The organism is Sphingomonas beigongshangi (genome assembly GCF_016820445.1).
In the GTDB taxonomy this organism is placed as follows: Bacteria; Pseudomonadota; Alphaproteobacteria; order Sphingomonadales; family Sphingomonadaceae; genus Sphingomonas; species Sphingomonas beigongshangi.
In genome coordinates this window covers 46247-71039 of sequence record NZ_JADHDT010000003.1, presented here as the reverse complement: position 1 = coordinate 71039, position 24793 = coordinate 46247, and the positions used below count along the sequence as shown (strand labels likewise).

Sequence of the window (24793 nt, the reverse complement as noted above, 5' to 3'; positions counted from 1 at the left end):
AGCCTCTGTGCGGGCAAGCGCCCCACCGCCGGCGTGTAGGGTGATGTGGTTGCGACCAAGTAAATGGAATTTAAAAAAAAGGTCATCTGTCAGGATCGGAACGATTTGGAAACCACGTGCCGGCTAAGGTGATGACGGAGCATGTCGATGCAGCAGCCCTATCATTTCCCCCATGACCGTCGCCGAGAGGAACGACGTCGCGCGCCCAGCGCCGTGCCCCCCCAGGAGGAGCGCCGCGTCGCCGACCGGCGGTCCGGCGAGGTCAAGCTGCGCCGCGTCAAGCCGCAGCCGATCAACCGCGGGCTGCTCTGGGCCGCGGCCCTCACGGTGCTGGTCGTGGTCGACTCGGTTTGCCTCGACGGCGCCTACCGGCATGTCGTCACGCAATGGACGGCGGAGCGTGCGACCACGGTGCGATCGACGGTCGATCATTTCTGGGACTCGGGACACTAAGCGCGGCGGGCGCCCACCCATCGTCGAGCGGATCGCTGTCCCGCGTCTCAGCCAAACGCGTCGTGCGGGTCGCTGGCGACGAGCATCGTATCCGCCCGCGCGAGGGCGACGAGCGTCAGGCCGTGAGCCCGGGCATGATCGATCGCGAGCGTGGTCGGCGCGGAGATGCCGCACAGCAGCGGCGCGCGCGCGACCAGCGCCTTGTCCACCATCTCGAAGCTGATCCGCGACGTGACGAGCATGAAGGCGTCGGCGGCGCCGGCGATCGCCCGCGCACCGATCAGCTTGTCCAGCGCGTTGTGCCGGCCGACATCCTCATAGGCGGCGACGATGGTGCCCGCGCGGTCGCATGCGGCCGCCGCATGGACCGCACCGGTGCGGGCGTTCAGCAGTTGATGCGAGCGAAGCGCGGCCCGCGCCGCAAACAAGGCGGCGGCGGCGACGGAAGGGCGGGGAGGGGGCTGCCGCACCGGACGTTGCACCTGCTCGAGGCTCGCGATGCCGCACAGGCCGCAGGACGTGTCGCTCGTGCGATGCCGTACCCGATCCCGGATGCGACCGGCGCATGACGGCGCCAGGAAGACGCGCACGATCCAGCCCGCGGGCGTTTCGAACGGCTCGATAGCGAGGATGTCGGCAACACCGTCCGCCAGCCGTTCGGTCAGCATGAAGCCGGTGGCGAACGCTTCGAGATCATGCGGCGTCATCATCATTACCGCATAGCCGAGCCCGTCGACCTCGATGGCGACGGGGGTCTCGCACGCGACCGCGCGCTCCGCCGTGCTCCTGGCGCCGTCCGCATGGAGGACGCGGACCACCTCGAGCCGCTCGCCGCTCATAAAGCGAGCAGGTCCTCCGGAGCGTTGATGTTGGCGATCGGCGCCGGCGCGGCGATCGGCAGCGCACCGATGTCCCGAGCCCATCGCCGTACCGACCGGTCCCCGTCGCCTCGCGTCAACCGTTCGCACAGATCGTCCGCTAGCGCGGCCGGCCACAGGCCGATGACGGGTACGTCGACGCAATAGGAGGGCGATCGCCGCAACAGCGCCTCGAGCAGCGATGGCGGTGGAAACGGCGTGTCGCACGGCAGCGTGAGCACGTCGGTGAAGCCATGGCGCGACGCGTGGCGCATGGCACCGGCGATGCCGCCCAGCGGCCCCAGGCCGGGCCGCGGACAGTCGGCGATCCCCTCGGCGCGCCCCACGACGACGATGGTTGAGACGTGCGCGACCAGCGCGGTGCGGACATGGTCGATCAGGCTCCGCCCCGCGAACAGGGCCGCAGCCTTGTCGCTGCCGAAACGGCTCGCCTGCCCGCCCGCCAGGATCGCACCCAGGATCAGGCGGCGCGCTCCACCCGGACCGGCACCGATTTCGCGGCTGGCACCCGGCTCTGTTCGGCATGATGCGACACCGGCATCAGGACGTTGCACTCGGGATAATAGGCGCCGAGGCATCCTTCGGGAATGTCATAGGGCACGACGAGCAATCCACCGACGCGCGTGTCGCCGTTATCACCGGCGTCGCCGACCAGATCCACCTTGTCGTGCTCCGCGACCCCCAGACGTGCCATGTCGGCACGGTTCATCAGCACGACGTCGCGCGTGCCTTTGATGCCGCGGAACCGGTCGTGATAGCCGTAGACCGTCGTGTTGAACTGATCGTTCGAGCGCAGCGTCATCAGGCGGAAACGTCCGTCCGCATCCTCGAAGCCTGTGGCGCTCATCGCGGTCGGCACGTTGAATTCGGCACGGCCACTTTCGGTCTGCCATTCACGATGCGCGGCGGGGACGCCCTTCCAGAAGCCGCCGGGAATCCACATCCGATCGTTGAAGCGCGCGAACTTGTCGGGATAGGTCGCCTCGATCGCGTCCCGCACGAGGCCGTAATCGCCGACCCAGGCGTCCCAATCCACCTTCGGATTGGGGGCGAGCGTCGCCTTCGCGATGCCGGCGACGATCGCCGGTTCGGACAGCAGCGTCGCCGCCGCGGGCGTCGCGCGCCCGCGCGAGCCGTAGATGCGGCTGAACGAGTCTTCCATCGTGACGGCCTGCGGACCGGTGGCCTGTTCGTCCGTCTCGATCCGTCCGAGGCAGGGGAGGAGGTAGCAGGTCTTTCCGGGGAGCAGATGCGTGCGGTTGAGCTTGGTCGCGATGCTGACGGTCAGCGGCAGGCGCTGCCACGCCGGCTCGATCCTTGCCGTGTCCGGCACGGCGCGGGCCAGATTGCCGCCGAGGCCCAAGAAGGCCTGCGCCGATCCGTCAATGATGTGCTCGCAGGCATCGACCGTGTCCCAACCCTTCTCGCGCGGCGGCTCGAAATCGTAGAGTTCCTTGAGCCGGTCGAGCGGGGCGAGTTCGGGCTTCTCGGTGATGCCCACCGTGCGCTGGCCCTGGACGTTGGAATGCCCGCGCACCGGCCCGAAGCCGGCGCCGGGCTTGCCGACGTTGCCACGCAGCAGCATGAAATTGACCAGCATGTGCAGGTTGTCGATGCCGTGGACATGCTGGGTCAGCCCCATGCCATAGACGCAGATGACCCGTTCCGCCTTGATGTAGATGCGCGCCGATTCCTCGATCTCCGCCCGGCTGAGACCGCTTTCGCGTTCGATCTCTTCCCAGCCGGTGGCACGCGCCTTGGCCGCGAAATCGTCGAACCGCACGGTGTGCGTTGCGATGAAGTCGTGGTCGATGATCGCGGGCTGACCCGCCGCGCGGGCGGCATCGTCGGCTGCGATGACATATTTGCACAGGCCCATCAGCGCGGCGATGTCGCCGCCTGCCTTCACCTGGTGATATTGGCTGGCGATCGGCGTCGATTTGCCGGTCGCCATCTCGATCGGGTTCTGAGGATCGGTAAAGCGCTCGAGCCCGCGTTCCTTGAGCGGGTTGAACACCACGATCTGCACGCCGCGCTTGGCGCAGGCGCGCAGGGGATGGAGGAAGCGCGGGCTGTTCACGCCCGGATTCTGTCCGAAATAGAAGATCGCGTCGCACGTGTCGTAGTCCGACAGGTGGATCGTGCCGACGGGCGATCCGATCGCCTGCTTGAGTCCGACCGAGGTCGTCTCGTGGCACATGTTCGAGCTGTCCGGCAGGTTCTGGCTGCCATACATGCGCGCCATCAGCGACCACATGTACGACGTTTCCAGGCTGGCGCGCCCGGACGCGTAGAAGACAACCTTAGTGGGATCGAACCCTTTCAGTTGCGCACCGATGTCGGCGAAGGCCTCGGCCCAGCTGACCGCCACATATTTGTCGGTCGGCGCATCATATTTCATCGGATGCGTCAGGCGGCCGGCCTGTTCTAGGTCGAAGTCTTTCCAGCCGCGCAATTCGGTCAGCGTATGCTGCGCGAAAAATTCCGGCGTGACGCGATACCCGGTCAGTTCCCAGGCGGTGGCCTTCGCCCCGTTCTCGCAGAATTCGGCGATGTGCGGATGCGCCGGCTTTCCCCACGCGCAGGACACGCACATGAACCCACCGGGCTTGTTCTGACGCGTCAGTTCGCGTGCAATTTCCGGCCGGCTCTTCTCGCGCAGCGTGATCTCGGCCAGCGACTTCATCGATCCCCAGCCACCCGCCGGTCCCGTATAGGGGCTGGTGTCGATATCGTCCGTCGTCTTGCGCATGTGCCGTGACCCTTCCGCTTGGCCGATCAAACGAAGTGGCGGGAGTTTCGATGCAGCGAGAGCAAAAAGGCAAGCGCCGCCCCGGATCGGATGCCGGGACGGCGCAAGCGTTGCCTTACCGCCGCAATGCCGCCTGCGCTGCCGCGAGCCGGGCGATCGGCACGCGATAGGGGCTGGCCGACACGTAATCGAGCCCGACGCTTTCGCAGAAGGCGATGCTCGCCGGGTCGCCGCCATGCTCGCCGCAGATGCCGAGCTTGATGTCTGGCCGCGTGGCGCGACCGCGCTCCGCCGCCAGCTTCACCAGTTCGCCGACACCCTCGACGTCCAGGCTGACGAACGGGTCCTTGGCGTAGATGCCCTTTTCGACATAGGCGCCCAGGAACCGCGCGGCATCGTCGCGGCTGACGCCCAAAGTCGTCTGCGTCAGGTCGTTGGTGCCGAAGGAGAAGAACTCGCCCGTCTCCGCGATCTCACCCGCCTTCAGCGCTGCGCGGGGCAGCTCGATCATCGTGCCGACCAGATAATCGACCTTGGCCCCGCGCTCGGCGAAGACGGTTTCGGCCGCCTTGTCGACGACCGCCTTCATCAGGTCGAGCTCGCGCTTGGTGGCGACCAGCGGGATCATGATCTCGGGCACCGGCGCGTCGCCCTTGGCCGCGACGTCCAGCGCCGCCTCGAAGATCGCACGGGCCTGCATCTCGTAGATTTCGGGATAGGTGACGCCCAGGCGGCAGCCACGGTGGCCGAGCATCGGGTTGAATTCGTGCAGCTCGTTGGCGCGGCGCTTCAGCGTCTCGACGTCGACGTTCGCGGCGGCCGCCACCTCGGCGAACTCGGCCTCCTCGTGCGGCAGGAATTCGTGCAGCGGCGGGTCGAGCAGACGCACCGTCACCGGCAGTCCGGCCATCACCTCGAAGATCTCGGTAAAGTCGCTGCGCTGCGCCGGCAGCAGCCGGTCGAGCGCGGCGCGGCGGCCCTGCTCGCTGTCGGCGAGGATCATCTGGCGCACCGCGGTGATGCGGTCGGCGTCGAAGAACATGTGCTCGGTGCGGCAGAGACCGACGCCCTCCGCGCCGAAATCGCGCGCCGTGCGGCAGTCGGCGGGCGTTTCCGCATTGGCGCGCACCTTGAGCCGGCGTGACCCATCGGCCCATGCCATCAGCGTGCCGAAATCGCCGGCGAGTTCCGGCTGGACGGTCGCGACCTCGCCGGCCATCACCTCGCCGCTGGCGCCGTCGATGGTGATCGTGTCGCCTTCGCCGAGCGAGCGGCTACCCACGCGCAGCACCTTGTCCTTCGCCGAAATCGACAGGCCGCCGGCGCCGGAAACGCACGGACGCCCCATACCGCGCGCGACGACCGCGGCGTGGCTGGTCATGCCGCCGCGTGCGGTCAGGATGCCCTTGGCCGCGTGCATGCCGTGAATGTCCTCCGGGCTCGTCTCGACGCGGACGAGGATGACCGCCTCTCCCGCCGCGGCGCGCTTCTCCGCGGTGTCGGCATCGAAGACGATGCGGCCAGAGGCGGCGCCGGGGGAGGCGGGCAGGCCCTTGGCGATGACGTCGCGCGGCGCCTTGGGATCGAGCGTCGGGTGGAGCAGCTGGTCGAGCGCCATCGGGTCGACGCGTGCCACCGCCTCCTCGCGGGTGATCAGGCCTTCATTGGCCATGTCGACCGCGATCTTCAGCGCCGCCTTGGCGGTGCGCTTGCCGGAACGGGTCTGCAGCATCCAGAGCTTGGCCTTTTCGACCGTGAACTCGATGTCCTGCATGTCGCGATAATGCGTCTCCAGCCGGTCGAAGACGGCGGCGAGTTCCGCATAGACCTCCGGCATCGCCTCTTCCATCGAGGCCGGCTTGGCGCCCGCCTCCTCGCGGGCGGCGCGCGTCAGATATTGCGGCGTACGGATGCCGGCGACGACGTCCTCGCCCTGCGCGTTGATCAGGAATTCGCCATAATAGGCGCGATCGCCCTTGGCGGGATCGCGGGTGAAGGCGACGCCGGTCGCCGACGTATCGCCCAAGTTGCCGAACACCATCGCCTGGACGTTGACCGCGGTGCCCCAGTCGCCGGGGATGTCGTTGAGCCGGCGATAGACCTTCGCCCGCTCCGACTGCCACGAGCCGAACACCGCGCCGACCGCGCCCCATAGCTGGTCGTGCACGTCCTGCGGGAAGGGCTTGCCCCATTCCTTTTCGACCAGGCCCTTATACTCGGCGACGAGGGCGCGCAGGTCGGCGGCGGTCAGCTCGGTGTCGAGCGTATAGCCATTGTCCTCCTTGGCGATCTCCAGCGCCTCCTCGAACGCGCCATGATCCAGCTCCAGCACGACATCGGCGTACATCTGAATGAAGCGGCGATAGCTGTCCCAAGCGAAGCGTTCGTCGTTGGCGGCCCGCGCCAGGCCCTCGACCGTCGCGTCGTTGAGCCCCAGGTTGAGGACGGTGTCCATCATGCCGGGCATCGACACGCGTGCGCCGGAGCGGACGGAGACGAGCAGGGGGTTGGCCGGATCGCCGAAGCGTTTGCCGGTGATCCCCTCGATATGCGCGATGCCGTTCGCCACCTCGTCACGCAGCGAATCCGGGAAGCGCTCGCCCTCCTCGTAGTAACGCGTGCACATCGCGGTCGAGATGGTGAAGCCCGGCGGGACGGGGAGGCCGATCGACGCCATTTCGGCGAGGTTCGCGCCCTTGCCGCCCAACAGGTTCTTGTCGCCCTTGCCGCCGTCGGAGACGCCGCCGCCGAAACGGAACACGTACTGGGTCATCGCTGGTCCTTCACTTCGGTGAACGTGGCCCCGGGGAGGGAAGGCTTCGTCGGAAGGTCACAAAGGTCACGGTGTCGCGGCGGGCATCAACCTTCGATCCGGGAGAAATCGGCGACATTATGGACCGCGGCGCGGACCCGGGCGAGCAGCGCAAGGCGCGCGGCGCGCTTCGCCGGATCGGCGTCGTTGACAGTGACCGTGTCGAAGAACGCGTCGATCGGCGCGCGCAGCGAGGCGAGTGCCGCCATCGCATGCGCGAAGTCCTCGTCCGCCACCGCGGCGGCGGCGGCGGGCTCGGCCGCGTCGAGCGCGGCGATCAGCGCGGCCTCCGCCTGGTCCGGCGCATAGGAAAGCGGCGGCTGCGGGCCGTCCGTTTCCGCGGCATAGCCCTCCTTCTTGAGGATGTTCGCGGCGCGCTTGTAGCCGGCGAGCAGATTCGCGCCGTCCTCCGTCGTCACGAACGCCTGGAGCGCGTGGACGCGGGCGAGCAGGCGGACGAGATCGTCCTCGCCCCCCAGCGCGAACACCGCGTCGATCAGGTCGTGGCGCACGCCCGCCTCGCGCTGCTGGACCTTGAGGCGGTCGGCGAAGAAGTCGAGAAGCTGAGTGACTGTAGCAATCCGCTTGCGCGCTAACGGAACAACTGTTTCCATTAATTCCGAAAATTCGGCATCACGTATCTTAAGAGACGCCGCTTCCTCGTTGATCAAAAATTCTCGCAGGTTACTGAGAATGGCCGACGCGACGCCACGCTCGCTTTCAGCAAAAACCCGAACACGCGCAAACATTGGAGCTAGAAGCTCCACGCCTATGATCTTGCGGAGAGGCACACGTAGGCCGGCGGTGGTAATCAGCCTAATGATCGCGATTGCCGCTCTTCGTAACGCAAACGGATCTTTAGAGCCGGTAGGCACCTCATCAATAGCAAAAAACTGCTGGAGACTATCCAGCTTGTCCGCCAGGCTTACCGCCACCGTCACCGGCGCGGTCGGCACCTCGTCGCCCTGGCCGACGGGCTTGTAATGGTCGCGGATCGCGTCGGCGACTTCGCGGGGTTCGCCCTGCGCGGCGGCGTAATAGCCGCCCATCAGGCCCTGCAGCTCCGGGAATTCTCCGACCATGCCGGTGACGAGGTCCGCCTTGGCGAGCCGCGCGGCGCGTTCCGCCATGTCGGCAAGCGACAGTCCCTCTCCCCCGGTGGGGGAGGGAGATTGGACGATGCCTTCCTCGACCAGCCAGCGCGCGAGCTTGGCGACGCGGTCGACCTTGTCGGCGACGGTGCCGAGCTTTTCGTGGAAGACGATGTTCGACAGCTTCGTCGCCTGATCCGCGAGCGGGGTCTTCAGATCGGTGTCGTAAAAGAAGCGCGCATCGCTCAACCGCGCGGCGAGCACCTTGCGGTTGCCCTCCACGATCTTCGCACCGCCGTCGCTCGCCTCGATATTGGCAGTGCAGACGAAGGCATTCGCGAGCGCGCCCGATGCGTCGCGGCAGACGAAATATTTCTGATTTACGCGCGCGGTGAGCTGGATGACCTCCGGCGGTACGCTGAGGAAATCGGCGTCGAAGCGGCCGAGCAGGGGCACCGGCCATTCGGTGAGCCCCGCATTCTCCGCGACCAGCCCCTCGTCGGCGATCAGGTCGAGTCCCGCCTCGGCCGCCAGCGCGGCGGCGCGGTCGCGGATGATCGCGCGGCGTTCGTCCTGGTCGACGATGACGTGGCAGGCGCGCAGCTTCTCGGCATAGTCGCCCGCGGAGCCGATCGTGATCGGGCCACTGTGGTGGAAGCGGTGGCCGAGCGTCGCGGCGCCGCTGGTGACGCCGGCGATCTCGACCGGCACCACGTCCTCGCCCAGCAGCGCGACGATGCCGTGCAGCGGGCGGACCCAGCGCAGCGATTCGGTCGACAGCGACGACGCACCCCAGCGCATCGACTTGGGCCAGGGAAAGGCGCGGATGATCGCCGGGATCGCCTCCGCCAGCACGTCCGCGGTGGCGCGGCCGGGCTTTTCGGTGACCGCGTAGAAGACGCCGTCGCGCTCCGTCAGCTGGTCGCGGGTAAGGCCGGTCTTGCGCAGGAAGCCGTCGAGCGCCTGGGGCGGGGCGGAGATCTTCGGACCCTTCAGCTCCTCGCTGACCGCCTCCGTCGCCAACGGGAGACCGCGCGCGATCAGCGCGAGGCGGCGGGGGGTGGCGTAGGTGACGGTCCCGGCGGCGACCAGGCCGGCCTTGGCGATTTCCGCCGCGAACAGGCGGGCGAGATCCTCGCGCGCCTTGTCCTGCATGCGTGCGGGGATTTCCTCCGAGCGGAGTTCGAGCAGGAAGTCGGTCATGTCGGTCACGCCGCGCTCCAGTTCGGGAAGCGGGCCTGCCAGCCTTCGGCGTTCTTCTCCATCCACGCGCCGCACGCGCCCTTCGCGAGGTCGCGGACACGGCCGATATAGGCCTGGCGCTCGGCGACGGAGATGACGCCGCGCGCCTGCAGCAGGTTGAAGGTGTGGCTCGCCTTGATCGCCTGTTCGTAGGCGGGGATGGGCAGGCCGGCCGCCAGGCTGTTCTCGCACTCGGCCGCCGCCTTCCTGAAGGCGTCGAACAGGGTCGCGGTGTCGGCGACCTCGAAATTCCAGGCGGACATCTGCTTCTCGTTCTCGAGGAACACGTCGCCATAGGTCACGCCGGCATCGTTGAATGCCAGGTCGTAGACGTTGTCGACGTCCTGGATGTACATCGCCAGCCGTTCCAGCCCGTAGGTCAACTCGCCCGCGACCGGCTTCATGTCGAAACCGCCCATCTGCTGGAAATAGGTGAACTGCGTCACCTCCATGCCGTCGCACCAGACTTCCCAGCCGAGGCCCCAGGCGCCCAGCGTCGGGCTTTCCCAATCGTCCTCGACGAAGCGGATGTCGTGGCGCGTCATGTCGACGCCGATCGCGGCGAGGCTGCCGAGATAGAGGTCCTGCAGGTCCGGCGGGCTCGGCTTCAGGATCACCTGATACTGGTAGTAATGCTGGAGCCGGTTCGGGTTCTCGCCGTAGCGGCCGTCGGTCGGACGGCGGCAGGGCTGGACGAAGGCCGCGTTCCACGTCTCGGGCCCGAGCGCGCGCAGCGTCGTCGCGGGGTGAAAGGTGCCCGCGCCCATCTCCATATCATAGGGCTGGAGGATCACGCAGCCCTTGTCGCTCCAATAGTCGTGGAGCGTCAGGATCATCTTTTGGAAGGAGAGGGGTCGGGCAGCCATCGGCGCAGGCTTTGGCGGATGGCCGCCGCTTCCGCAAGAGCTGCGGCACAAGAGACGCGGCGCGCGCGAACAGGCGGGAAGCCGCGGTTGGCGTGTCATGGGGACGTGGCAAAATGTAAGGGGTTATTGACAATGTCACGACTCGCTGCCATTTAGTCATGGTTACCTGACATTGCGTCAGGGGACGGTGACATCGGAGGATGGGCATGGCAGAGGAGGCCGACATGAAGAATCGCCTCAAGGTGCTGCGCGCCGAACGCAACTGGAGTCAGGCGGAACTGGCCGGGCGGCTGGATGTATCGCGCCAGGCGGTGAACGCCATCGAGACCGGAAAATACGATCCGTCGCTGCCGCTCGCCTTTCGCATCGGCCGCCTGTTCGAACGTCCCATCGAGGAGATTTTCGATGACGAGCATCATGACTGAGTCGGGTGTCGACGCGGGGGAGGGCTGGGGTGCCGCCCGGGCAGACGCCAAAGTGGTCCGCAGCCGCAAGCGTCGGCTGACACTCGGTTTGACGGCCGCCGCCGTCCTGGCAGGCATCCCGTTCATCGACGGGTTCGTCGACGGCTTTCGCGGCGTGCCCCGCCACCCCACACCGGATTGGATCGTCGACGTGCTGCTGCTGCCGGTACTGCTGCTGGCGGCGGTCGTCAGCTGGCGCAACTGGCGGGAAATGGACGAGGTGCAGCGCGCGCTGGCGGTGCAGGTCTGGGCGGTCATCGGATGCGCGGGATTGGTATCGAGCGTGTTTCTGGAGGTCCTCGGCAAATATGTCGCGCTCGGCGAGGTCTCGCACATGGCGTGGTTCCTGTCCGCCGCGATCGGCATGGTATTCTACTTCTACCGACGGGTGCGGGCATGACCCGGCGGCCGCCGCATCGGGCCGTCGTGGCGGCTGCGATCGCGCTCGCGATCGGTGCCGTCGGCTTCCACCGCCCCGGTATCGCCGCGCTCGACAGGCCGGCGGCCGGCAGGATCGGCGCGTCCTTCCACCCTCCCATCGTCAACGTCCATGTGACCCTGGAGATTAGACCATGATCTCGACGAAGAACGGCAATGCGCCGCTGGCGCCCAGTGTGCGCGCCAATCGCCGGCTGCTCGCCATCTCGGCGGTGTTCGGTGCCGTGATCGGTGTCGCCACCGTCTTCGTGCAGCTGCCGCACAGCGACGGCGCGCCAACGATGGGCGACTTGCTCCGCGCGCCGCTGCCCGCCTGGTTCGCGATCCTGATCGCGGTCGCCTGGGGCATCGTCCTGCCGCTGATCTCGTGGCGGTGGGAGCGTGTCGTCGACGAGCACGAGCGCCAGGCCTATCGCGACGGCGCCGTCGCCGGCTTTTACGTGATGGGGGTCGGCGCCCCCATGTGGTGGATCCTGGCGCGCGGCGGCCTGGTGCCGGCGGTCGACGCCATCGGCCTCTATGTCGCGACGATGGCGGCGACCGCGGTCGTCTGGCTGTGGCGCAAATACGCGTGACCCCCTTTTCTTCGCTTCGGAGCACCGTCATGACCCGCCTGATGAAGACGTCCCTTACCGCGCTCGGCCTGCTCCTCGCTTTGCCTGCCTGCGCGCAACAACCCGCGGCCAAGGCTCCGGCCCGCGCTGCCAACGATGCCGATCCTGCCCTGTGGGTGGTCAAGGACAAGGACACGACCGTCTATCTGTTCGGCACGATCCACGTGCTGAAGCCGGGCCTCACCTGGTTCGACGAGGCGGTGAAGACCGCGTTCGACCGGTCGAACGAGATCAAGCTGGAACTGGTCATGCCCGACCAGGCGGCGATGACCAAGCTGGTGATGGCGACGGGTGTCGCGCCGGCGGGAGCGCCGCCGCTGACCGAGCAGCTCCCCGCAGACAAGCGCCCCGCCTTCACCAAGGCGGTGGTGGACATGGGTCTGCCGGCGAATGCGCTCGACCGGTTCCGCCCATGGCTGGCGGCGACCCAGCTGTCGATCGCGCCGCTCAGCAAGATGGGCTACGACAGTGCCAACGGCCCGGAGGCGGTGATCACCGCGGCGGCGAAACAGGCGGGCAAGCCGTTGACCGGGCTGGAAACCGCGGAGCAGCAGCTCGGTTTCTTCGGCAGCCTGTCGCAGCCCGCGCAGCTCCAGTTCCTCGAAAGCACGGTCGACGAGCTGCCCAAGCTGGACGAGACGATGGCGACCATGGTCAAGGAATGGGCCGATGGCGATCCCGACGCCCTGGCCCGCGAGATGAACGACAACCTGAAGGATTCGCCGGAGGTCGCCAAGGTCCTGCTGACCGACCGCAACGCCCGCTGGGCGCAGTGGATCAAGGGGCGGATGGCCCAGCCCGGCACGGTGTTCATCGCGGTCGGCGCCGGGCATCTCGCCGGCCCGGATTCGGTGCAGGCGCAGCTCGCCAAGCTCGGGTTGAAGGCAGAACGCATCCGTTATTGAGGACGATGCGCGTTCCATTTGGGGGGAGAGCCGATCCAGACCTGAGTGATAGAAATTCTTTGCCGATCGGGCAGGGTCGCTGGCGTAAGGGCACGAATCCGCATCGTGCTGCGTTGCGGCATGAAAAGGATTTCAGGGACATGACTCAGGGTCGCACCATCGCTCTCCTCGGCGCCTCGCTGCTGGCGCTCGTCGCGCAAGGCGCCGCCGCGCAGGCGGTGCCCGCGCAGGGTTCGCCGCAGACCACGCCCGCCGACGACCAGCAGGCGCAGGCGGCACCGGCCGCTGGCGCCGCCACGACCGGAGACGAGGGCAACGACATCATCGTCACCGGCACGCGCGCGGAAGGCCGCACGCGGCTGGACAGCGTGTCGCCCGTCGACGTGCTGAGCGGCGCGAGCCTGCAGCGGCAGGGAACGACCGAGCTTGCCGCCGCGCTCGCAACCGTGGCGCCGTCGATCGACTTTCCGCGGCCTTCCGCCAATGACGCGACCGATGCGATCCGTCCCGCGACGCTGCGCGGCCTGTCGCCTGACCAGACCCTTGTGCTGATCAACGGCATCCGCGGCCATACTTCCGCGAACCTCAACACCAACGGCACCGTTGGACGCGGGTCGGCAGCGGTCGACCTCAACACCGTGCCGACGGTGGCGCTCGATCGGATCGAGGTGCTGCGCGACGGCGCGTCGGCGCAATATGGCTCGGACGCGATCGCCGGCGTCGTCAATCTGCGCCTGCGGCAGGCGCGTACGGGCGGCGGCGCCAGCGTCACCTACGGCTTCTACGACACGCAGGTCGATACCGCCGCCAACAGCCGCAACGTGAAGGGCGAGCCCGTCGTCACGGCATCGGCCTGGCAGGGCTTCGGCTTCGGCAGCGACGGTTTCGTCACCGTGTCGGGCGAATATACCAAGCGCCAGCCGACCAACCGCGCCGACATCGATCGCCGCGTCACGCCCAACCGCATCACGGGCCGCTACGGCGATCCCGAGGTCGAGCAATATACGGGCTTCGTCAACGCCGGCACCTCGCTGACCGACAACATCAGCCTCTACGCCTTCGGCGGCTACCAGGACCGCGACTCGCGTGGTGCTGCCTTCCCGCGCAACACCAACGCCTCGACGATCCTGGCGGGCTATCCCAACGGTTTCCTGCCGATCATCAATACCAAGTCGAAGGACATCAACTCGGCCGCCGGCCTGCGCGGCGACTTCGGCGGCTATAACGTCGATCTGTCGTTCAGCTACGGCCGCAACACCGTCGACTTCCGCACGCTCAACTCGGCGAACTACGCCTATGGCGCCGCCACCCCGCGCGACTTTTACGACGGGCAGGTCGCCTACGACCAATATGTCGCCGGCCTGGACGTGACGCGCAAGTTCGACGTCTTCCAGTCGCTCAATGTCGCCTTCGGCGTCGAGGGCCGCCGCGAGGGCTATAAGATCACGCCGGGCGAGCAGGCGTCCTATGGCTATCCCGCGACGGGCGCGGTCGCCGGCGCGTCGCCGGGCGCGCAGGGCTTCGGCGGGTTCAGCCCGGCGAACGCGATCAAGCGCGGCCGGCGCAGCGGCAGCATCTACCTCGACGTCGAGGCGCAGCTGACCGACAAGTTCCTGGTCGGCATCGCCGGTCGTGGCGAGGATTATTCGGACTTCGGCTCGACCGCGACGGGCAAGATCTCGGCGCGCTACGATGTCACCGACTGGTTCGCGTTGCGCGGCACCGCCTCTACCGGCTTCCGCGCGCCGTCGCTGCAGCAGCAGTATTTCACGCAGATCGCCTCGGTGGTGACCAACGGCGTGCCGATCCTGACCGGCACCTTCCCGTCGACCAGCCCGGTCGGCGCGGCGCTGGGCGGCCTGCCGCTGCAGCCGGAGCGGTCGACCAACCTGTCGGTCGGCACGGTGATCCAGTCGGGCGGCTTCGACCTGACGGTCGACGCCTATCGCATCCACATCCGCGACCAGATCGGGCTGTCGGAAAATATCCAGGCGACGGCGAGCAGCCAGGTCGCCGCACTCCTGGCGCCGTACAGCGTCGCCGCCGGCCGCTTTTTCATCAACGGGCTGGCGAGCACGGCGAAGGGCATCGACGCGGTCGCGCATTATCGTGCCCGGACGCAGGGCGCGGGGACGTTCGACTTCACGCTGGCCGGCAACGTCAATACGATCGCGGTGACGCGCGTGCCGACCAGCACCGCGACGCTCAACCCGGCGCCGACGCTGTTCGCGCGCAGCCGCATCCTGACGCTGGAGCAGGGGACGCCGGGCGAGAAGGTGACGGGCACGATCGATTGGTCGCTCGACCGGCTGGGGGCGCTGGCGCGCGTCACCTATTACGGCAACGTCAACCAGCCCGGCACGGTGGCGAGCGCAGACGTGCTGAGCGGCAATCGCGCGATCACCGACCTGGAGGTGCGCTACACCGCGCCGAAGGGTGCGCAGTTCGGACTGGGCGTCAGCAACCTGTTCGACGTCTATCCGCGCGCCACGCCGACCGCGAACAATTCGACCGGCGCGCTTGGCTTCCCTTATTTCTCGCCGTTCGGGTTCAACGGGCGGTACCTGTACGCCCGCGCGGGCCTCAACTGGTGATATTGCGCAGCGCAGCATGAAACGATAGGGCGTCGGTCAGACATCAAGAGTCGGGCCGACGCCCGGCACCAACCTGCCGATCCCGGCAAGGTGGTGCTTCCCCTCTCTCAGGGGGGAAGGATGTGGCCGGACCGGCAACGAACGGGACACGCTGCATAGCCGTACGTCGACGCGACCCTTTCGGACGGGAAGGAGCGACGAGACATGACCGCGCGGGATCAGCAATTCGCCAGCGACAATTATGCCGGGGTCTGCCCGGAGGTGTGGGACGCGATGGCCCGCGCGAATGCCGGTTCGGCGACCGCCTATGGCGACGACGACTGGACGGAACGCGCCGCCGACGCCTTCCGCACCCTCTTCGCGACCAAGTGCGACGTCTTCTTCGTGTTCAACGGCACCGCGGCCAATTCGCTGGCGCTGGCGCAATTGTGCCAGTCGTTCCACAGCGTGATCTGCGCCGCCTCCGCGCATGTCGAGACCGACGAATGCGGCGCGCCGGAGTTCTTCTCGAACGGATCGAAGCTGCTCGTCGCGCCGACCGCGGGCGGCAAGCTGACGCCGGACGCGGTGCGCAGCCTGGCGACCAGCCGGTCCGACATCCACTTCCCCAAGCCGCGCGTGGTGACGATCACGCAGCCGACCGAGACGGGGCAGGTCTATACGATCGACGAGGTGCGCGCGCTGTCGGAGACGTGCCGCGCGCTGGGGCTCAAGCTGCACATGGACGGCGCGCGCTTCGCCCATGCCTGTGCGGCGCTCGGCTGCGAGCCCGCGGACATCACCTGGCGCGCGGGCGTCGACGTGTTGTGCTTCGGTGGCACCAAGAACGGCATGGCGGCGGGGGAGGCGGTGATCTTCTTCGACCGCAGTCTCGCGGACGATTTCGACTATCGCTGCAAGCAGGCGGGGCAGCTCGCCTCGAAGATGCGGTTTCTTTCGGCACCCTGGATCGGCCTGCTCGAAAGCGGCGCGTGGCTGCGCAACGCGGCGCACGGCAACGCCTGCGCGCGACGGCTTGCAGCGGCGGTCGAGGGCCTGCCCGACATCGCGCCGATCTTTCCGGTCGAGGCGAACGCGGTCTTCCTCGCCGCGCCCGAAGACGTGCTGGAGACGCTGCGCGCGAAGGGCTGGCGCTTCTACACCTTCATCGGCGGCGGTGCGCGGTTCATGTTTGCGTGGGACGCCGATCCGGCACGCGTCGACCAGCTCGCGGCGGACATCCGCGCCGCGGCGCTCGTCCCGGAAATCGCCTGACCGCCGCGACACCGGGGCCGGGTTCGGGTGCAACCGTTGCCCCGGACCCCCGACCATCCTAGATCACGCCCAATTCCTTCATCCGAACAGGCGCGTTTCCATGACCACCCACACGACCCGCATGCTGATCCTCGGTTCCGGCCCGGCCGGACTGTCGGCCGCCATCTATGGCGCGCGCGCGGGCATGCAGCCGATCGTCGTACAGGGCATCCAGCCCGGCGGGCAGCTGACGACGACCACGGATGTCGAGAACTATCCCGGCTTCGCCGACGTCATCCAGGGCCCATGGCTGATGGAGCAGATGCAGAAGCAGGCGGAGCATGTCGGCACCCGACTGATGTGGGACACGATCGTCTCGGTCGACCTGACCAGCCGCCCGTTCAAGCTGATCGGCGACGGCGGTGACGTCTACGAGGGCGAGGTGCTGGTGATCGCTACCGGCGCGCAGGCCAAGTGGCTGGGCCTCGACAGCGAGGAGGCGATGAAGGGCAAGGGCGTGTCGGCGTGCGCGACCTGCGACGGCTTCTTCTATCGCGGCAAGAAGGTCGCGGTGATCGGCGGCGGCAACACCGCGGTCGAGGAGGCCCTGTACCTGACCAATCATTCTCCCGACGTGACGCTGATCCATCGCCGCGACACGCTCCGTGCCGAGCGCATCCTGCAGGAGCGGCTCCACGCGCACCCCAACATCAAGGTGCTGTGGAACAAGGAGGTCCGCGAGTTCGTCGACGGCGGCGGCAACGCCGGCCTGGTCGCGCTCGAGCTGGAGGATACCGTCACCGGCGAGCATTCGCGGCTCGACGTCGAGGGCGGCTTCGTCGCGATCGGTCACCATCCCGCGACCGAGCTGTTCCGCGGCCATCTCGACCTCGACTCCGACGGTTATATCGCGGTCGAGACGGGATCGACCCGGACCAGTGTGCCGGGCGTGTTCGCCTGCGGCGACGTCGCCGACAAGGTCTATCGCCAGGCGGTGACGGCGGCGGGTACCGGCTGCATGGCGGCGCTGGACGCGGAGCGCTTCCTGGCGGCGGCCGAGTTCGCCGAACTGGCCGAAGCGGCGGAATAGACCGTCGCCTGCGGCTAAGCGGGCAGGGGGGCGGCCGCCGTCAGCGCGCGATGCCAGGGGGGCAAGGATCCTCCAGCGTCGCCAGCACCGCTGCCAGCAGCGCCGCCTGATCCTCCTCTCCCGCGAAGCTGTGCGAGGCGGTGGCGATCGTGGTGGCCGTCATGCCCGGCGCCGCGTCGCGGAATGCGATCGCGGTCGCGTCGCGTTCGGCCAGCAGGATGCGTGCGTTCGCACCCCAGTCCGCAATGGCCGCGAGAATGCGCGTCGTCAGGGCCGCGCGTGGGGCAGGCGCGGCGACCTTGCGCAAACCCCTGATCGCCTTAGGCAGATCGATGCCTCCGCTCAGCAGCCGTCGCCAGGCCGCGGGATCGCGCAGCCGATCCGCGTAATGCACACGGATCGCGGCGGCCGGGGGGAGGTCGTCCGCCGTCGCCACGACCCAGGGATTGGCAAGCAATAGCCGGTCGATGCCCGCCGACCGCCCGAAGAGCGCGAGCGTGGATGCGCCATCGCAATTACCGAAGCCGACGACGTGGATAAGGTGCGGCTGTGCCGATCGGAAGGCGGCGACCGCTGCGGCCAGATCGGCGGCGCCCGCGAGGAAGCCGCCATTGTCGCCGCTCGAGTCGCCGACGCCGCGACGGTCGTAGCGGAAGACCGGATAACCGCGGGCTGCGACCTGCCCGGCGAGTCGCGCCATGCCGCGATGCGCGCCGCAGCGTGTCTCGTTGCCGCCCGAGACGATGAGCAGTCCCGTCGATGCGTCTCCGCCGTCCAGAGTGGCGAGCAGGACTTCGCCTTCGCATGCAAATCGCAGGACCTGTCTCATCCCCGGATCCAGTCGAGGATCGCATCGGCCAGCGACCGCGCGAGCGCCGGATCGTCGCCGGGCTCGCTCGCCCGCCAGACGGCGACACGCGTTGTCGCGGCAAGCGTGGGATGCGGCGACCCGGGCGCGGGAAAGAGCGTGTAGGCCCGATCCGCCGTGCCGGGCTCGGCGTCCATCAACGCTTTCAGCAGCGTGCGATCGATGTGATTGCCCGCGAGTTGGAGCGGCGGGCCGGGGGCGCGGGGATCGTCCGCCCGCACGACGTCGCCCGCGGCCAGCGCGGCGGCACGACGGGCGCGCAGCAAGTCCCTGACCAGGTCCGCGCCGCTTACGGGGGCGAAGTGGAATCGGGGCGCCCGCGCCGCCGCGTCGACCAGCGTGCCGCCACGGATAGCAAGAATGCGGACGGGGACGTCGACCCGCGCACAGGCGGATGCGAAGGCGCTGCGCCAGTGTTCGAGCCGCGCATCGACGGTCGCGACGAGGCTGTCGCCCGTCCCCGGAAGGTCGGGCAGCGCCCCGCCGATCCCCTCCGTCGCGAGCAGACGCAACACGGTAACGATGAGCCGGCGCGTGCGATTGGCTTCCTCGAACAGCGGCTGCGCCACGACGATCGTCGGCCAGTCTGGCCGCCCGAAGCGCAGCATCGCCTCGCGCCCGCCGGCCCAGTCGTAATGGTCTGTCGCAAGGCCGGTCATCCGGCCGCAGGCTAGACCAGCGCCTTGCCCGCGGCAAACGTGACGAGGGCGCCGAAGGTCTCCAGCATCTCGCCGTCGATTTCGTCGTCCTCGATGAGGATGCCGAGCCGATCCTCCAATTCGGTGAGGACGCCCGCGACCGCCATCGAATCGAGCTCGGGTAGCGCGCCGAACAGCGGCGTCGCGTCCTCGAACGCCTCGACACGCTCGCGCGACAGGCCAAGGACGTCGGCAAGCACGCCGCGAACGGTGGTTTCGACTTCGGTACGGCCTTCGGGAACCACGCTCTGGCGCCTTCGATCGGTTGCGGTGCAGCATGCGGTAGAGGCGGGGCGCCTGGAGAGCAAGACACGCAAAACGGGGGCATGGGGGTGTCGTTCGCACGGTGGGTGGCTAAAGGAACGATGATGAAGCCGCTCGATCCGATACCGAAGCCGATCGACCATGTCCTATGTGGGGGAGCGGAGACCGTCGCGCTGATCGAGAAGACGCGGCGCTGGACGTTCGACGACGTGGAGCGCGCGGTGTCGTCCGCTGCCGGCTGGCTGGCGGCGCAGGCGCTCGATCCGGGTGCGCGGATCGCCACCTGGCTACCGAAGACGGCGCTCGCCTGCGTGATGCCGCTCGCTGCGGCGCGGGCCGGGCTCGTCCATGTGCCGGTCAATCCGGCACTCCGCCGGGCGCAGGTCGCGCATATCCTGGCCGACAGCGGCGCCGCGATGCTGGTGACGCAGGACGGGCGGGCGGCAACGCTGACGGCGGACGACGTGCCGGCGCCATGCCGGCTCATTCCCGACGCGGCGGTTCCGCTCGGCGCATCCGGCCCGGGCCGCTCCGCGCACGATCCCGGTGCTTTGGCCGCGCTTCTCTACACGTCCGGGTCGACCGGCCGCCCGAAGGGGGTGATGCTGAGCCACGCCAATCTGTGGCTGGGCGCGGTATCCGTCGCGCATTATTTGCGCCTGACGCCCGAGGATCGCGTGCTCGGCGTTTTGCCACTGTCGTTCGACTATGGGCAGAACCAGCTGTTTTCCACCTGGTTTGCCGGCGCCGCGGTGGCACCGCTCGACTATCTCGCGCCGCGCGACGTGGTGAAGGCGGTGACGCGCGTCGGGGCGACGACGCTGGCGGGCGTGCCGCCGCTGTGGGTGCAGCTGCTCGAGGCGGAGTGGCCGGCGGACACCACGCTCCGGCGGCTGACCAATTCGGGCGGCGCGCTGACCGAGCGGCTCGTACGCGGGCTGCGCGCGCAGTTTCCGCACGCGGATCTCTATGCGATGTACGGCCTGACCGAGGCGTTCCGGTCGACCTATCTCGACCCTGCGCTGATCGACGAGCACCCTGACGCGATGGGGCGCGCGATCCCCTTAGCGGAGGTGACGGTCGTCCGCCCCGATGGGGGCCGCGCCGCGCCGGGGGAACCGGGCGAACTGGTCCATGCCGGGCCGCTTGTGGCGCAGGGATATTGGCGCGATTCGGACCGCACCGCGCAACGCTTCCGCGCCGCGCCTGCCTGGACGCAGAGCGGCGGCACCGCGGTCTGGTCGGGCGATACGGTGGTCGAGGGTAGCGACGGCCTGCTGCGGTTCGTCGGGCGGGAGGACGAGATGATCAAGAGCGCGGGCAACCGGATCAGCCCGCTGGAAGTGGAGGAAGCGGTGTTGGCAGGCGAGGAGGCACGCGAGGCGGTGGCGATCGGCGTGCCGGATCCGCGACTCGGTCAGGCGATCGTCGTCGCGCTTGCGGGCGACTCGGCGCACGAGGCAGCCCTGCGCACCCGGTTGCGGGCGCTGCTGCCGAGCTTCATGCAGCCCGCGCGCTACGTGTGGCGTGCCGAACTGCCGCGCAATGCCAATGGCAAGCTCGACCGGGCGGCGATCCGTGGCGAGCTGTCGGCATGAAGCCGATCGGGCCGTTGCCGCCGGAATTCGCGGGTCAGAAGGGGGCGCTGACCATCGCGGGCCGCGACGCGGAGACCTGGGCGGCGACGGCGGGCGACACGCCGCTGTTCGTCTATGACAGCGACATCGTGGCCGCGCGGGTGGCGCGGTTCCGTACGGCCTTTCCGGCGGTCGACCTCCACTATGCGATCAAGGCCAACCCGCACGCCGACCTGCTCGCCCGCATCGCGCCGCTGGTCGACGGGCTGGACGTCGCGTCGGTCGGCGAGTTGGAGGTGGCACTGGCCGTCAAGCCCGCGGCCGCGATCAGTTTCGCCGGACCCGGCAAGCGCGATGGGGAACTCGCCGCCGCGATCCGCGCGGGCGCGACGCTCAACGTTGAGTCGGAAGGCGAGGCGGCGCGCGCGTTGCGGCAGGGGGAGGCGCTGGGCATCGCGCCGCGACTGGCGGTCCGCGTCAATCCCGACATGGAATTGCGCGGGTCGGGGATGAAGATGGGCGGCCGGCCGTCGCCGTTCGGCGTCGATGCGGCGCGCGCGGCGGCGCTGGTCCAAGCCATCGTCGCGGGCGGCGCCGACTGGCGCGGCTTCCACATCTATGCCGGCAGCCAGGCCTTGTCGGCGGAGGCGGTGATCGAGACCCAAGCGGCCACGCTGACGCTGTCCGAGCGCTTGGCCGAAGAGGCCGGTCACGTGCCGCCGTTGGTAAATTTGGGCGGTGGATTTGGCGTACCCTATTTCGCCGGCGATATTCCGCTCGACGTCGAGCGCATCGGCGCCGCGTTGACGGCTGCCCTCGCGCGCTGCGATCTCACGATCGCGGGTACGCGTTACGCGATCGAACTCGGCCGTTGGCTCGTCGCGGAAGCCGGCGTCTATCTTACGCGCGTCGTCGACGTGAAGGAAAGCGGCGGCGAGATCTTCGTCGTCGTCGACGGCGGCCTCCACCATCAGCTTGCCGCCAGCGGCAATTTCGGCACCGTCGTCCGGCGCAACTATCCGATCGCGGTCGCGGCGCGGATGGGGGAGGCGGCGGAGGCGACCGTCTCCGTCGTCGGTCCGCTGTGCACGCCGCTCGACCGGCTGGGCGATCGCGTGGCGTTGCCCCGCACGGCGGTCGGCGACCTCGTCGCGATCTTCCTCGCGGGCGCCTATGGCGCGAGCGCGAGCCCGGCGGCCTTCCTTGGGCATCCGCCCGCCACCGAGCTCGTCGCGCCGCTCAGCGGATCATGATGGCGGTCTCGATCGGCGCGCCCGGACCGCTGGCGGATCGATCGCGGAACGTGAAGGTCTGGCCGGGCGCGATACGCGGTACGCGATAGGTGATCTCGAGCCCGCCGATCGGCTGACCCGGCGTGCACGCGCCCGCCGCACGCTGCGGACCGCACAGCGGGCGGGTCGACGAGGGCAGGCTGCGTGCCTCCCCGTCGATCATCGTCACGCGGGCGCCGCCGATACCGGATTCCTCGATCACGATGGAAACCGGGCCGGGAGCATGATGCCGCTGCGTGTCCGTCTGGCCCGGCGCGATCCGCTCGACCCCGGCCGTCGACCCGACGGACACGATGGCGACACCGGTCAGCGCTGGCGCCGACTGGCCGGCCACGGGCGCCGCGAGGATCGCCAGACAGAGCGGAAATGTACGCATATCGGAGAGGATAGCGACCGTCGGCCAGCGTTACTAACGCTATCTTCACCTCTCTCCGGCCATAGCGATGCGAAGCCCCCGCCACGTCCGAAGCCGGATGCGGCGGCGGCGTGAAGGAGATCTGCATGCGTTCCGGTGTATCGTTCCGTGCCCTGCTTGCCCTGGGAAGCGCCGCGTCGCTGCTCGCAGGCTGCACGAGCGGCAGCGGCCGTCCCGAACTGCCGCCGGCGACCTATGTCGCAAACAAGGAGCAGCCGGGCGAGGAATATGTGATCGGTCCGCTCGACCAGCTCAACATCTTCGTCTGGCGCAACCCCGAGCTGTCGGCGAAGGTGTCGGTACGGCCCGATGGTCGCATCACCACGCCCTTGGTCAACGACATGCCGGCCGTAGGCAAGACGCCGGCGATGCTGGCGACCGACATGAAGCGGGCGCTGGGTGAATATGTGAAGGACCCGATCGTCTCGGTCATCGTCGAGAACTTCTCGGGTACCTACAGTCAGCAGGTGCGCGTGATCGGCGCGACCGAAAAACCCGCCTCCATTCCCTATCGGGCCAACATGACCTTGCTCGACGCGATGATCGCGGTCGGCGGGCTTAACCAATATGCCGCGGGCAACAAGGCCAAGCTGGTGCGGCACGACCGCGAGACCGGGGAGCAGCACGAATACAAGCTGCAGATCGGCGACCTGCTGAAAAAGGGTGACTCGAGCGCGAACGTCAGCCTGCAGCCCGGCGACGTCATCATCATTCCCGAATCGATGTTCTAAGGGATGAACGGCATCTACGACGAGGCGCGGCTGGCCCTGCACGCGATCTGGACCCGGCGCTGGCTGGCGCTGGCCGTCGCGTGGGGCGTCTGCGTGCTCGGGTGGTTCTTCGTCAGCCAGATGCCCAGCCGCTACGAATCGCGTGCGCGCGTCTTCGTGCAGATGCAGTCGATCCTGCCGCCGACCATGGATGCCCCTGCCGGTCAGGCGCAGCAGGATGTCGACACCGTCCGCCAGACATTGATCTCCGCCGTCAACCTGGAAAAGGTGGTGCGCGGCACGGACCTCGCCAATACGGTGTCGAGCGACCGCGACGTCGCGGATCGCGTCGCCGGCCTCGCGCAGGCGATCAAGGTCGAAAGCCAGCAGAACAACCTGTTCCAGATCACCACGACCGCTGCCAGCCCGAAGCTGGCCAAGGCGATCACCCAGAAGCTGATCGACATATTCGTCGAGCAGAACCTCGGCCGCGACCGCAGTCAGACGAGCCAGAGCCTCGATTTCCTCAACAAGCAGCTGCAGCAGTTGCAAGGGCAGCTGAACGACGCGGAAGCCAAACGCGCGGACTTCCAGAACCGCTATCTCGGCGCGCTGCCCGGGTCCGGCACGGTCAGCGACCGTATCGGCGCGGCGCGCAGCCAGATGGCACAGGTCGACAGCGATCTCGCGGCGGCCCAGTCGAGCGTCGCGGCGGTGCAGGGACAGATGGCGGGAACGCCGCAGACGATTCCCGGTCCCGGCGGCACCACCGGCGGACCCGCGCGCGCCGCGCTCGCCGCGGTGCAGGGCCAGCTCGCCGACGCACGCGCGCGCGGCTATACCGATCAGCACCCCGACGTCATCGCCTTGAAGCGCCAGCTCGCGGCGGCGCAGGCGGCGGCACGCGGTGAACCGACGGGCGCCGCCGGCGGCGGCACGCCCAACCCCCTCTATCTGTCGCTTCAATCGATGCTGGCGGAGAAGCAGTCGACCCTCGCGAGCCTGAGGATGCGCAAGGCGCAGCTGGAGGGCGACCTCGACCAGCTGAACGCGAAGATTGCGGGCGATCCCGCCGTCGCGGCGGAACAGGGACAGATCGACCGGGACTATCAGGTGCTCAAGGTGCAATACGATCAGCTGCTCGCGCAGCGGCAGCAGATCGCGATGCGCGGCCAGGCGCAGACGCAGACGGACAGCATCAAGTTTTCCGTGATCGATCCGCCGACGCTGCCGCGGACGCCGGTCGCGCCGAACCGCATGCTTTTGCTGACGGGCGTCCTGATCGTCGGGTTGGCGGCGGGCGTCGCCGCGGCCTTCCTGCTCGGCCAGCTGCGCGCGACCTTCGCCACCGCGACCCGGCTGGAAAAGGCGACGGGTATGCCCGTCATCGGGGCGATCGGCGAAGTGGTGACGCGCATCCAGGCGGATCATCGCGCCAAGCGGCTCAAGCTGTTCCTGGGCGGGGCAGCCGGGCTGGGCGCCGCCTTCGTCCTGTTGCTGTGCGTCGAAGTGCTCCAGCGCGGCATGGCGGCCTGAC

The 24793-nt window shown here is 68.5% G+C and carries 23 protein-coding genes and 1 riboswitch; of the genes, 13 read left to right on the top strand and 10 right to left on the bottom strand.

What is annotated here, in order from left to right:
- The first annotated feature begins 147 nt into the window (after positions 1 to 147).
- The gene (locus IQ292_RS06135) at positions 148 to 453 is read left to right on the top strand and encodes a hypothetical protein (protein ID WP_203309452.1); all 306 of its coding nucleotides are present in this window, start codon (positions 148 to 150) and stop codon (positions 451 to 453) included.
- A gap of 47 nt (positions 454 to 500) precedes the next feature.
- Here IQ292_RS06135 and fdhD read toward each other — a convergent pair whose 3' ends face one another.
- The 6 genes from fdhD to IQ292_RS06105 form a co-directional block, all read right to left on the bottom strand.
- Positions 501 to 1292 (bottom strand): formate dehydrogenase accessory sulfurtransferase FdhD, encoded by a 792-nt coding sequence (fdhD, locus tag IQ292_RS06130; RefSeq protein ID WP_203309451.1) that lies wholly within the window; start codon positions 1290 to 1292, stop codon positions 501 to 503.
- Entirely contained in the window at positions 1289 to 1885 is a 597-nt protein-coding gene (gene mobA, locus IQ292_RS06125; protein ID WP_338057594.1) for a molybdenum cofactor guanylyltransferase, read from the bottom strand. The genes fdhD and mobA overlap by 4 nt, the downstream gene beginning before the upstream one ends.
- Positions 1792 to 4083 carry an FdhF/YdeP family oxidoreductase gene (locus IQ292_RS06120; RefSeq protein WP_203309449.1) on the bottom strand — a complete coding sequence of 764 codons (2292 nt, stop codon included), beginning with the start codon at positions 4081 to 4083 and terminating at the stop codon, positions 1792 to 1794. Before IQ292_RS06120 ends, mobA begins: the two co-directional genes overlap by 94 nt.
- A gap of 115 nt (positions 4084 to 4198) precedes the next feature.
- Positions 4199 to 6856 (bottom strand): pyruvate, phosphate dikinase, encoded by a 2658-nt coding sequence (gene ppdK / locus IQ292_RS06115; RefSeq protein WP_203309448.1) that lies wholly within the window; start codon positions 6854 to 6856, stop codon positions 4199 to 4201.
- An 86-nt stretch (positions 6857 to 6942) separates the two neighbouring features.
- Positions 6943 to 9189 carry a glycine--tRNA ligase subunit beta gene (gene glyS / locus IQ292_RS06110; protein WP_203309699.1) on the bottom strand — a complete coding sequence of 749 codons (2247 nt, stop codon included), beginning with the start codon at positions 9187 to 9189 and terminating at the stop codon, positions 6943 to 6945.
- A gap of 5 nt (positions 9190 to 9194) precedes the next feature.
- Positions 9195 to 10094, bottom strand: a complete 900-nt coding sequence (locus tag IQ292_RS06105; RefSeq protein ID WP_203309447.1) for a glycine--tRNA ligase subunit alpha — start codon at positions 10092 to 10094, stop codon at positions 9195 to 9197.
- 224 nt (positions 10095 to 10318) lie between these two features.
- Here IQ292_RS06105 and IQ292_RS06100 point away from each other — a divergent pair, with 224 nt between their 5' ends.
- The 8 genes from IQ292_RS06100 (at position 10319) to trxB (ending at position 17432) form a co-directional block, all read left to right on the top strand.
- A complete protein-coding gene (locus IQ292_RS06100) occupies positions 10319 to 10519 on the top strand; it encodes a helix-turn-helix transcriptional regulator (protein ID WP_203309446.1) in 201 nt (66 codons plus the stop codon).
- Positions 10500 to 10958: a hypothetical protein gene (locus tag IQ292_RS06095; protein ID WP_203309445.1), complete on the top strand. Its 459-nt coding sequence runs from the start codon at positions 10500 to 10502 to the stop codon at positions 10956 to 10958. Before IQ292_RS06100 ends, IQ292_RS06095 begins: the two co-directional genes overlap by 20 nt.
- A complete protein-coding gene (locus IQ292_RS06090) occupies positions 10955 to 11134 on the top strand; it encodes a hypothetical protein (RefSeq protein WP_203309444.1) in 180 nt (59 codons plus the stop codon). Before IQ292_RS06095 ends, IQ292_RS06090 begins: the two co-directional genes overlap by 4 nt.
- Entirely contained in the window at positions 11131 to 11571 is a 441-nt protein-coding gene (locus IQ292_RS06085; protein ID WP_203309443.1) for a hypothetical protein, read from the top strand. Before IQ292_RS06090 ends, IQ292_RS06085 begins: the two co-directional genes overlap by 4 nt.
- Positions 11572 to 11612: 41 nt before the next feature.
- Positions 11613 to 12515: a TraB/GumN family protein gene (locus IQ292_RS06080; RefSeq protein ID WP_238940856.1), complete on the top strand. Its 903-nt coding sequence runs from the start codon at positions 11613 to 11615 to the stop codon at positions 12513 to 12515.
- Positions 12516 to 12655: 140 nt separating this feature from the next.
- Complete coding sequence (locus tag IQ292_RS06075; protein ID WP_203309441.1) at positions 12656 to 15109, top strand: TonB-dependent receptor plug domain-containing protein; 2454 nt, start codon at positions 12656 to 12658, stop codon at positions 15107 to 15109.
- 35 nt (positions 15110 to 15144) lie between these two features.
- A riboswitch (SAM-I-IV-variant riboswitch) is annotated at positions 15145 to 15261 on the top strand.
- 52 nt (positions 15262 to 15313) lie between these two features.
- A complete protein-coding gene (locus tag IQ292_RS06070) occupies positions 15314 to 16363 on the top strand; it encodes a threonine aldolase family protein (RefSeq protein ID WP_203309440.1) in 1050 nt (349 codons plus the stop codon).
- 100 nt (positions 16364 to 16463) lie between these two features.
- The gene (gene trxB, locus IQ292_RS06065) at positions 16464 to 17432 is read left to right on the top strand and encodes a thioredoxin-disulfide reductase (protein ID WP_203309439.1); all 969 of its coding nucleotides are present in this window, start codon (positions 16464 to 16466) and stop codon (positions 17430 to 17432) included.
- A 40-nt stretch (positions 17433 to 17472) separates the two neighbouring features.
- On the opposite strand, the gene IQ292_RS06060 is transcribed toward trxB, so the two are convergent.
- From IQ292_RS06060 to IQ292_RS06050, 3 genes are read right to left on the bottom strand one after another with little or no spacing between them, the layout of a single operon-like run.
- A complete protein-coding gene (locus tag IQ292_RS06060; protein ID WP_203309438.1) occupies positions 17473 to 18261 on the bottom strand; it encodes a hydrolase 1, exosortase A system-associated in 789 nt (262 codons plus the stop codon).
- Positions 18258 to 18959, bottom strand: a complete 702-nt coding sequence (locus IQ292_RS06055) for an alpha/beta hydrolase family protein (protein ID WP_203309437.1) — start codon at positions 18957 to 18959, stop codon at positions 18258 to 18260. Before IQ292_RS06055 ends, IQ292_RS06060 begins: the two co-directional genes overlap by 4 nt.
- An 11-nt stretch (positions 18960 to 18970) precedes the next feature.
- On the bottom strand, positions 18971 to 19243 hold the full coding sequence (locus IQ292_RS06050; protein WP_203309436.1) for an acyl carrier protein: 273 nt from the start codon (positions 19241 to 19243) through the stop codon (positions 18971 to 18973).
- A gap of 123 nt (positions 19244 to 19366) precedes the next feature.
- On the opposite strand from IQ292_RS06050, the gene IQ292_RS06045 reads away from it, so the two are divergent.
- Entirely contained in the window at positions 19367 to 20860 is a 1494-nt protein-coding gene (locus IQ292_RS06045; RefSeq protein ID WP_203309435.1) for an AMP-binding protein, read from the top strand.
- Complete coding sequence (locus tag IQ292_RS06040) at positions 20857 to 22092, top strand: pyridoxal-dependent decarboxylase, exosortase A system-associated (RefSeq protein WP_203309434.1); 1236 nt, start codon at positions 20857 to 20859, stop codon at positions 22090 to 22092. Before IQ292_RS06045 ends, IQ292_RS06040 begins: the two co-directional genes overlap by 4 nt.
- On the opposite strand, the gene IQ292_RS06035 is transcribed toward IQ292_RS06040, so the two are convergent.
- Complete coding sequence (locus tag IQ292_RS06035; protein WP_203309433.1) at positions 22079 to 22507, bottom strand: DUF4879 domain-containing protein; 429 nt, start codon at positions 22505 to 22507, stop codon at positions 22079 to 22081. The two genes, IQ292_RS06040 and IQ292_RS06035, sit on opposite strands and share 14 nt — an antisense overlap.
- Positions 22508 to 22632: 125 nt before the next feature.
- Here IQ292_RS06035 and IQ292_RS06030 point away from each other — a divergent pair, with 125 nt between their 5' ends.
- Together IQ292_RS06030 and IQ292_RS06025 are read left to right on the top strand one after the other, a co-directional pair.
- The gene (locus IQ292_RS06030; RefSeq protein ID WP_203309432.1) at positions 22633 to 23277 is read left to right on the top strand and encodes an XrtA/PEP-CTERM system exopolysaccharide export protein; all 645 of its coding nucleotides are present in this window, start codon (positions 22633 to 22635) and stop codon (positions 23275 to 23277) included.
- A 3-nt stretch (positions 23278 to 23280) separates the two neighbouring features.
- A complete protein-coding gene (locus IQ292_RS06025) occupies positions 23281 to 24792 on the top strand; it encodes an XrtA system polysaccharide chain length determinant (RefSeq protein WP_203309431.1) in 1512 nt (503 codons plus the stop codon).
- Position 24793 lies beyond the last annotated feature (1 nt).

What these genes read in the sequence shown, in the direction of transcription:
- IQ292_RS06135 (WP_203309452.1), top strand. Translation starts at nt 148, where the DNA reads ATGCAGCAGCCCTATCATTTCCCCCATGACCGTCGCCGAGAGGAACGA.
- fdhD (WP_203309451.1), bottom strand. Translation starts at nt 1,292, where the DNA reads ATGAGCGGCGAGCGGCTCGAGGTGGTCCGCGTCCTCCATGCGGACGGC.
- IQ292_RS06120 (WP_203309449.1), bottom strand. Translation starts at nt 4,083, where the DNA reads ATGCGCAAGACGACGGACGATATCGACACCAGCCCCTATACGGGACCG.
- ppdK (WP_203309448.1), bottom strand. Translation starts at nt 6,856, where the DNA reads ATGACCCAGTACGTGTTCCGTTTCGGCGGCGGCGTCTCCGACGGCGGC.
- glyS (WP_203309699.1), bottom strand. Translation starts at nt 9,189, where the DNA reads ATGACCGACTTCCTGCTCGAACTCCGCTCGGAGGAAATCCCCGCACGC.
- IQ292_RS06105 (WP_203309447.1), bottom strand. Translation starts at nt 10,094, where the DNA reads ATGGCTGCCCGACCCCTCTCCTTCCAAAAGATGATCCTGACGCTCCAC.
- IQ292_RS06100 (WP_203309446.1), top strand. Translation starts at nt 10,319, where the DNA reads ATGAAGAATCGCCTCAAGGTGCTGCGCGCCGAACGCAACTGGAGTCAG.
- IQ292_RS06095 (WP_203309445.1), top strand. Translation starts at nt 10,500, where the DNA reads ATGACGAGCATCATGACTGAGTCGGGTGTCGACGCGGGGGAGGGCTGG.
- IQ292_RS06090 (WP_203309444.1), top strand. Translation starts at nt 10,955, where the DNA reads ATGACCCGGCGGCCGCCGCATCGGGCCGTCGTGGCGGCTGCGATCGCG.
- IQ292_RS06085 (WP_203309443.1), top strand. Translation starts at nt 11,131, where the DNA reads ATGATCTCGACGAAGAACGGCAATGCGCCGCTGGCGCCCAGTGTGCGC.
- IQ292_RS06080 (WP_238940856.1), top strand. Translation starts at nt 11,613, where the DNA reads ATGAAGACGTCCCTTACCGCGCTCGGCCTGCTCCTCGCTTTGCCTGCC.
- IQ292_RS06075 (WP_203309441.1), top strand. Translation starts at nt 12,656, where the DNA reads ATGACTCAGGGTCGCACCATCGCTCTCCTCGGCGCCTCGCTGCTGGCG.
- IQ292_RS06070 (WP_203309440.1), top strand. Translation starts at nt 15,314, where the DNA reads ATGACCGCGCGGGATCAGCAATTCGCCAGCGACAATTATGCCGGGGTC.
- trxB (WP_203309439.1), top strand. Translation starts at nt 16,464, where the DNA reads ATGACCACCCACACGACCCGCATGCTGATCCTCGGTTCCGGCCCGGCC.
- IQ292_RS06060 (WP_203309438.1), bottom strand. Translation starts at nt 18,261, where the DNA reads ATGAGACAGGTCCTGCGATTTGCATGCGAAGGCGAAGTCCTGCTCGCC.
- IQ292_RS06055 (WP_203309437.1), bottom strand. Translation starts at nt 18,959, where the DNA reads ATGACCGGCCTTGCGACAGACCATTACGACTGGGCCGGCGGGCGCGAG.
- IQ292_RS06045 (WP_203309435.1), top strand. Translation starts at nt 19,367, where the DNA reads ATGAAGCCGCTCGATCCGATACCGAAGCCGATCGACCATGTCCTATGT.
- IQ292_RS06040 (WP_203309434.1), top strand. Translation starts at nt 20,857, where the DNA reads ATGAAGCCGATCGGGCCGTTGCCGCCGGAATTCGCGGGTCAGAAGGGG.
- IQ292_RS06035 (WP_203309433.1), bottom strand. Translation starts at nt 22,507, where the DNA reads ATGCGTACATTTCCGCTCTGTCTGGCGATCCTCGCGGCGCCCGTGGCC.
- IQ292_RS06030 (WP_203309432.1), top strand. Translation starts at nt 22,633, where the DNA reads ATGCGTTCCGGTGTATCGTTCCGTGCCCTGCTTGCCCTGGGAAGCGCC.
- IQ292_RS06025 (WP_203309431.1), top strand. Translation starts at nt 23,281, where the DNA reads ATGAACGGCATCTACGACGAGGCGCGGCTGGCCCTGCACGCGATCTGG.